General features: G+C 46.2%; 7 protein-coding genes. 5 read left to right on the top strand and 2 right to left on the bottom strand.

Annotated features, from left to right (window positions below; all coding sequences use genetic code 11):
- The first annotated feature begins 49 nt into the window (after positions 1–49).
- On the top strand, positions 50–2,911 hold the full coding sequence (gene uvrA / locus RMO84_RS03670) for an excinuclease ABC subunit UvrA (protein ID WP_310487105.1): 2,862 nt from the start codon (positions 50–52) through the stop codon (positions 2,909–2,911).
- Here the strand turns inward: uvrA and RMO84_RS03665 are convergent.
- Both RMO84_RS03665 and RMO84_RS03660 read right to left on the bottom strand, forming a co-directional pair.
- Entirely contained in the window at positions 2,890–3,213 is a 324-nt protein-coding gene (locus RMO84_RS03665) for a helix-turn-helix domain-containing protein (RefSeq protein ID WP_310487104.1), read from the bottom strand. The genes uvrA and RMO84_RS03665 overlap by 22 nt on opposite strands.
- Before the next feature lie 3 nt (positions 3,214–3,216).
- Entirely contained in the window at positions 3,217–3,579 is a 363-nt protein-coding gene (locus RMO84_RS03660) for a type II toxin-antitoxin system RelE/ParE family toxin (RefSeq protein WP_310487102.1), read from the bottom strand.
- A 150-nt stretch (positions 3,580–3,729) separates the two neighbouring features.
- Between RMO84_RS03660 and RMO84_RS03655 the strand changes: the two genes are divergently transcribed.
- The 4 genes from RMO84_RS03655 (at position 3,730) to RMO84_RS03640 (ending at position 5,234) form a co-directional block, all read left to right on the top strand.
- Positions 3,730–3,927: a hypothetical protein gene (locus RMO84_RS03655; protein ID WP_310487100.1), complete on the top strand. Its 198-nt coding sequence runs from the start codon at positions 3,730–3,732 to the stop codon at positions 3,925–3,927.
- Between the two features lie 169 nt (positions 3,928–4,096).
- Entirely contained in the window at positions 4,097–4,447 is a 351-nt protein-coding gene (locus tag RMO84_RS03650; RefSeq protein ID WP_310487098.1) for a helix-turn-helix transcriptional regulator, read from the top strand.
- Positions 4,448–4,449: 2 nt separating this feature from the next.
- On the top strand, positions 4,450–5,052 hold the full coding sequence (locus tag RMO84_RS03645; RefSeq protein ID WP_310487097.1) for a hypothetical protein: 603 nt from the start codon (positions 4,450–4,452) through the stop codon (positions 5,050–5,052).
- A gap of 56 nt (positions 5,053–5,108) precedes the next feature.
- The gene (locus RMO84_RS03640; protein WP_310487096.1) at positions 5,109–5,234 is read left to right on the top strand and encodes a hypothetical protein; all 126 of its coding nucleotides are present in this window, start codon (positions 5,109–5,111) and stop codon (positions 5,232–5,234) included.
- The last annotated feature ends 86 nt before the right edge of the window (positions 5,235–5,320 follow it).

The following is a 5,320-nucleotide window of genomic DNA, read 5'->3' as shown; positions in this document are numbered from 1 at the left end:
GTGTTAAAACATAAGTTTGCTCTATCGTGAATTCCGAGCTGCGATCCCTATGGCTTCAACCGACCGAGACACCATTCGCATCTGTGGTGCCAAACAGCATAATCTCAAGAATATTAGTTTAGAGCTACCGCGCGATCGATTGATTGTCTTTACAGGGGTGTCTGGTTCGGGCAAATCGTCTCTGGCGTTCGATACGATTTTTGCGGAGGGTCAGCGGCGATATGTAGAGTCTCTGAGTGCATACGCGCGGCAATTTCTGGGACAGTTAGATAAGCCAGATGTGGATGCGATCGAAGGTTTGAGTCCGGCAATCTCGATCGATCAAAAGTCTACTTCTAATAATCCCCGATCGACCGTCGGCACAGTCACCGAGATTTACGACTATTTTCGGTTATTGTACGGGCGCGCAGGTACGCCTCATTGTCCTCAGTGCGATCGATCGATTGCCCCCCAAACGATCGATGAAATGAGCGATCGCATTCGCGATCTGCCCGAACGGACGAAGTTTCAGATCCTAGCACCGATCGTCCGAGGCAAAAAAGGGACGCATCAGAAAGTATTATCCAGTCTGGCATCTGAAGGCTTTGTGCGCGTGCGAGTGGATGGTGAAATTCGCGAATTAGCCGATCGGATTGTCTTAGATAAAAACCAACATCATTCAGTCGAAATTGTGGTCGATCGATTGATTAACAAAGAAGGCATTGAATCGCGATTATCGGATTCTTTGACAACCTGTTTGCGACACGGCGAAGGGGTTGCAATTATCTCCCTCATTGCCGATGAAGGTACCGAAATTAATCCCGACTTACCGACAGAATTAGTCTTTTCTGAGAAATTTGCTTGCCCCGAACATGGGGCGGTAATGGAAGAATTATCGCCACGATTGTTCTCATTTAACTCACCCTACGGTGCGTGTCCGGCTTGTCATGGCATCGGTAGCTCGCGAACGTTCGATCCAGATCTGATTATTCCCGATCCAACTGCTGCTGTCTATCACGCGATCGCGCCGTGGTCGGATAAGGATAATTCCTATTATTTATCCCTCTTATATAGTTTGGGACAAGCCGCAGGATTTGCGCTCGATACCCCGTGGAATAAATTAAATCCCGAACAGCAATCGTTAATTTTAGAAGGTCGCACCGAACCGATCTGGATGGAAGATCTCGACGACCATCGACGGTTTAAAGGTGTCTTAAAAACCCTCGATCGCCAATATAATGATGCCTCGGAATTGCAAAAACAAAAGCTCGAACAATACCTGACAAATCGTCCCTGTGAAGCCTGCGGCGGCAATCGCTTAAAAGCCGAAGCGCAATCGGTCAAATTAGGACAGTATGGCATTCTCGATTTTACTAGTGCGGCGATCGATGAATGTTTGGCACGGCTCGATCGATTAGAATTAACCGAAAAGCAACTTAAAATCGGCGAATTAGTCCTCAAAGAAATTACCGCCCGACTGCAATTTCTGCTCAATGTTGGCTTAGATTATCTCACACTCGATCGAGCCGCGATGACCCTCTCCGGCGGCGAAGCCCAACGGATTCGATTAGCCACTCAAATCGGTTCCGGTTTGACAGGCGTATTGTACGTTTTGGATGAACCGAGTATCGGTCTGCATCAACGGGATAATAGCCGCCTATTAGATACCCTGACTAAATTACGCGACTTAGGCAACACCCTCATCGTCGTCGAACACGACGAAGATACCATTCGCGCTGCCGACCATTTGGTGGATATCGGCCCTGGCGCGGGCGTTCATGGCGGGAGTATCGTCGTCGAGGGCGATTTAGATGCGTTGCTTAAATCCGAAGATTCGATTACAGGTGCCTACTTATCGGGACGGATGGGCATCGAAACACCAGCCACCCGCCGCGAAGGCAATGGACGCAGCTTGATTCTTACACATGCCAACCGTAACAACCTGAAAAATCTCGATGTCGAGTTCCCGCTCGGTAAACTCGTCGCGGTGACAGGCGTATCCGGTTCTGGCAAATCTACCTTAGTTAACGAACTGCTCCACCCCGCATTACAGCACCACCTCACTAAGCGGGTACCATTTCCCAAAGATGTAGAGGAACTTAAAGGGATTAACGCGATCGATAAAGTCATTATCATCGATCAGTCCCCGATCGGTCGCACTCCGCGATCGAATCCCGTCACCTACACCGGCGTATTCGACACCATCCGCGAAGTCTTCACCCAAACCATCGAAGCCAAAACGCGCGGCTATAAAGCCGGACAATTTTCCTTCAACGTCAAAGGCGGACGCTGCGAAGCCTGTAGTGGCCAAGGCGTAAATATCATCGAAATGAACTTCCTCCCCGATGTCTACGTCCAATGCGACGTCTGCAAAGGCGAACGCTACAACCGCGAAACCCTCCAAGTTAAATATAAAGGCAAATCGATCGCCGATGTCCTGAATATGACGGTAGAAGAGGGTATGGAATTTTTTGAAAATATCCCGCGCGCCTATACCCGCCTGCAAACCCTCGTCGATGTCGGCTTGGGCTACGTCAAACTCGGACAAACCGCCCCCACCCTCTCCGGCGGCGAAGCCCAACGCGTCAAACTTGCTACCGAACTCTCGAAACGCGCCACTGGCAAAACCCTCTATCTCATCGACGAACCCACCACCGGATTGTCATTCTACGACGTCCATAAGCTTCTAGACGTGCTGCAAAGACTAGTAGACAAAGGAAACTCCATTATCGTCATCGAACACAATCTCGACGTGATTCGCTGCTCCGACTGGACGATCGATCTTGGCCCTGAGGGTGGCAATAAGGGGGGAGAATTAGTTGCGGTGGGGACACCGGAACAGGTGGCGAAGAATCCGAAGTCGCATACGGGGAAGTATCTCAAGCAAGTGCTCAAACAACATGCGCGGGTTCAACTCAACTCCAAACCCTGAAAACCGGATAATTTTACTGGCGGGCGATCTGGAAACTTAACTACTAACTCCAACTCCCCGCCCATTGCCTGAATTGCTTGATTTAATGTCGATAAATGAAGATCGGCGCGATTTTCCATCCGCGAAACAGCATCCTGTCCGATCTTTAGCCGCTCGGCTAGCTGCACCTGGGTTAATTGTCTGGCTTGACGCAAAGCACGTAATGTCATTTCTTCGGCAATTAGTTCGTCCGCCATTGCCTGAATCTTGGCTTGCCGATCGGGTGGTAGACTATTAAGCTTATCTCGAAGTGTAGTTCCCATAAGTCAGTTTGATTCTCCTTCTAAACGGTTGAGATGATTGGTGAATCGACGATCGGCTGTGTTAATGAGCTGTTTGTAAAATCTTTTTTGACTGACACCCGATTTATCCCCAGCTACCAAGATAATGGCACGACGTAGAGGGTCGAAGGCAAATGCTACTCGCCATACTCCATCCGCAGCCTTGAACCTGAGTTCTTTCATATTGGGATAGTTAGAGCCTTGCAAGGTATCTGCGTGAGGTCTGCCCAATTCTGGCCCAAACTCCTCCAACAGCGTGGCTTTGGCGAATAAACTATCTTGAACATCGCTTGGTAAAGCATCGAGTTCCAGTTCAAAATCTTCCTCAAACTGAACGATCCACGTCATCACCGCTGAATTTTAATGAGTTGAGAGTCATATGTATTTAGATACATGTTACCAACTAGTATACTCGATTTAAAATCGGAGTTTTAGATTTTATTGACTATTCTATATTTATCTAATACTATTGAAATACATTAGCACTGGAGATTCGTCATGATGTTCCGTCGTCCTCAAGCTCCACCTGAGCCTAGCAATGGGTTCCCCAGCGATGCGGTTGTGGTGGTCATTCCGAGAGTTTTGCTCGATCGGTTATTGACGTTGGCATTTTTGCTAGCACTGGGTGGTACGCTACAAATCACGCTGCATAGCTTGAATATATCTGTATCGGCTGTTTCGGTGAAGTCAAAGTAGAAATATCGCTCGTTCTGTTCGAGATGAAACGAAAGCTGGGAGCCATACCATTTGACTCCCTTTCAATCTAGATCTAGGCAAAGCAGAGTTTTGGCTAAACCTTGTGTATTGGATAAATATAGAATAAGATCGATAGATACATTGATAGTGACATTAGGAGCATTGCATCATGCCCAGACAAAAAGATGATGCAGATACGATGCGTTTATCTGCGATCGAAGAAGATATTCTCACGGTATTGCTAGGGCGAGAATTTTATGGTCTAGAAATTCTCGATTTTCTCAATCCAGATCGACCGATTCAGCTTAGTTTTGGCAGTCTCTACCCAGCCTTGAACCGTCTGGAAAAGAAGGGGTTTATTAGTTGGCGGTGGGGCGATGTGCAAGATGGCAGCGGAGGTGCGCGTCGGAAATATTATAAAGTCACCGGTTTAGGCGCAGGTGTGTTGCGTGAGGTGCAAAAGTACCGACTGACTTTGGGTGAAAGGTCTTTAGGTCAATCTATGCTGGGAGGAATTTAGAGATGATTGAGCAAGGCAGAAAACAGCAAATTCAGCACAAAGTTCTGTGTTTGGCAACATGTATCCTTAGTTTTCTAGGGACAGGTGGCTTTGCTGTTTATCGTGGTTTATCTGTTTATCATATTAACGAGCAATATAATGAACAAGTGGCAAGATTAGGAGCAAAATCAACTTCAGTAATCGAATATAATGATTCATCTATTAAAATTATAATCGAAGGATTAGACAGGAAATATTATGAAATGAAAAACGTATCCTTTGATGATGCACTTGCTCTTATGAGCAACAGGAAAATGTACATTCAAGAATCATATATTTTGAAGGCTGCCATTTCCGGCACATTAATGCTATTCATTCTTGTTTTATTCGGGTTTTATCGATTGAGAGGTGTCGCGCCATCAGTTTGTTTTGCTTGCTATTTTTCCGAAGAAATTGTGGCTGAATTATCAGCTTTACGAGAACGATTAACCAACGAGCAAAAATTAACCTGGCTGATTCGATTTATCTTGTTTTATCAGATTCTCACCTTAGTATGGGGGATCTACATCCAGATTAATATCGATAATCTCACTTTACCTTCACGCGATCGACGGATTGACAAGTAACAAGCGGTCAATATGCGGTCGATCGATACCTCCGTTAGCCCCTATCTCATAATTTGATGGGTGGAAAATTATTCAATTGCGGTCGGATCGATCGAGATCGCTATTTAGACATCGAAGCTGACATTCGGACTTATCTCGATCGGGTCTGTATAAAATATTCACTCACATTAATTTGTGTTTAAATCTAATAACTTATAAAAAATGGCGATCGATAGATTACTACCAATCGCAACTAAAACTTAAAACCCCGATTTCCCTTCGTAAAGAT

The sequence above is a fragment of the Chamaesiphon sp. VAR_69_metabat_338 genome, from assembly GCF_031423935.1.
Classification (GTDB): Bacteria; Cyanobacteriota; Cyanobacteriia; order Cyanobacteriales; family Chamaesiphonaceae; genus Chamaesiphon.
Note: the sequence above shows the minus strand (reverse complement) of the source record. Positions and strands in the feature narration are given on the sequence as shown.

Excerpts from the sequence above, each read along its gene's own strand:
- uvrA (WP_310487105.1), top strand. The coding sequence starts at position 50 with ATGGCTTCAACCGACCGAGACACCATTCGCATCTGTGGTGCCAAACAG.
- RMO84_RS03665 (WP_310487104.1), bottom strand. The coding sequence starts at position 3,213 with ATGGGAACTACACTTCGAGATAAGCTTAATAGTCTACCACCCGATCGG.
- RMO84_RS03660 (WP_310487102.1), bottom strand. The coding sequence starts at position 3,579 with ATGACGTGGATCGTTCAGTTTGAGGAAGATTTTGAACTGGAACTCGAT.
- RMO84_RS03655 (WP_310487100.1), top strand. The coding sequence starts at position 3,730 with ATGATGTTCCGTCGTCCTCAAGCTCCACCTGAGCCTAGCAATGGGTTC.
- RMO84_RS03650 (WP_310487098.1), top strand. The coding sequence starts at position 4,097 with ATGCCCAGACAAAAAGATGATGCAGATACGATGCGTTTATCTGCGATC.
- RMO84_RS03645 (WP_310487097.1), top strand. The coding sequence starts at position 4,450 with ATGATTGAGCAAGGCAGAAAACAGCAAATTCAGCACAAAGTTCTGTGT.
- RMO84_RS03640 (WP_310487096.1), top strand. The coding sequence starts at position 5,109 with ATGGGTGGAAAATTATTCAATTGCGGTCGGATCGATCGAGATCGCTAT.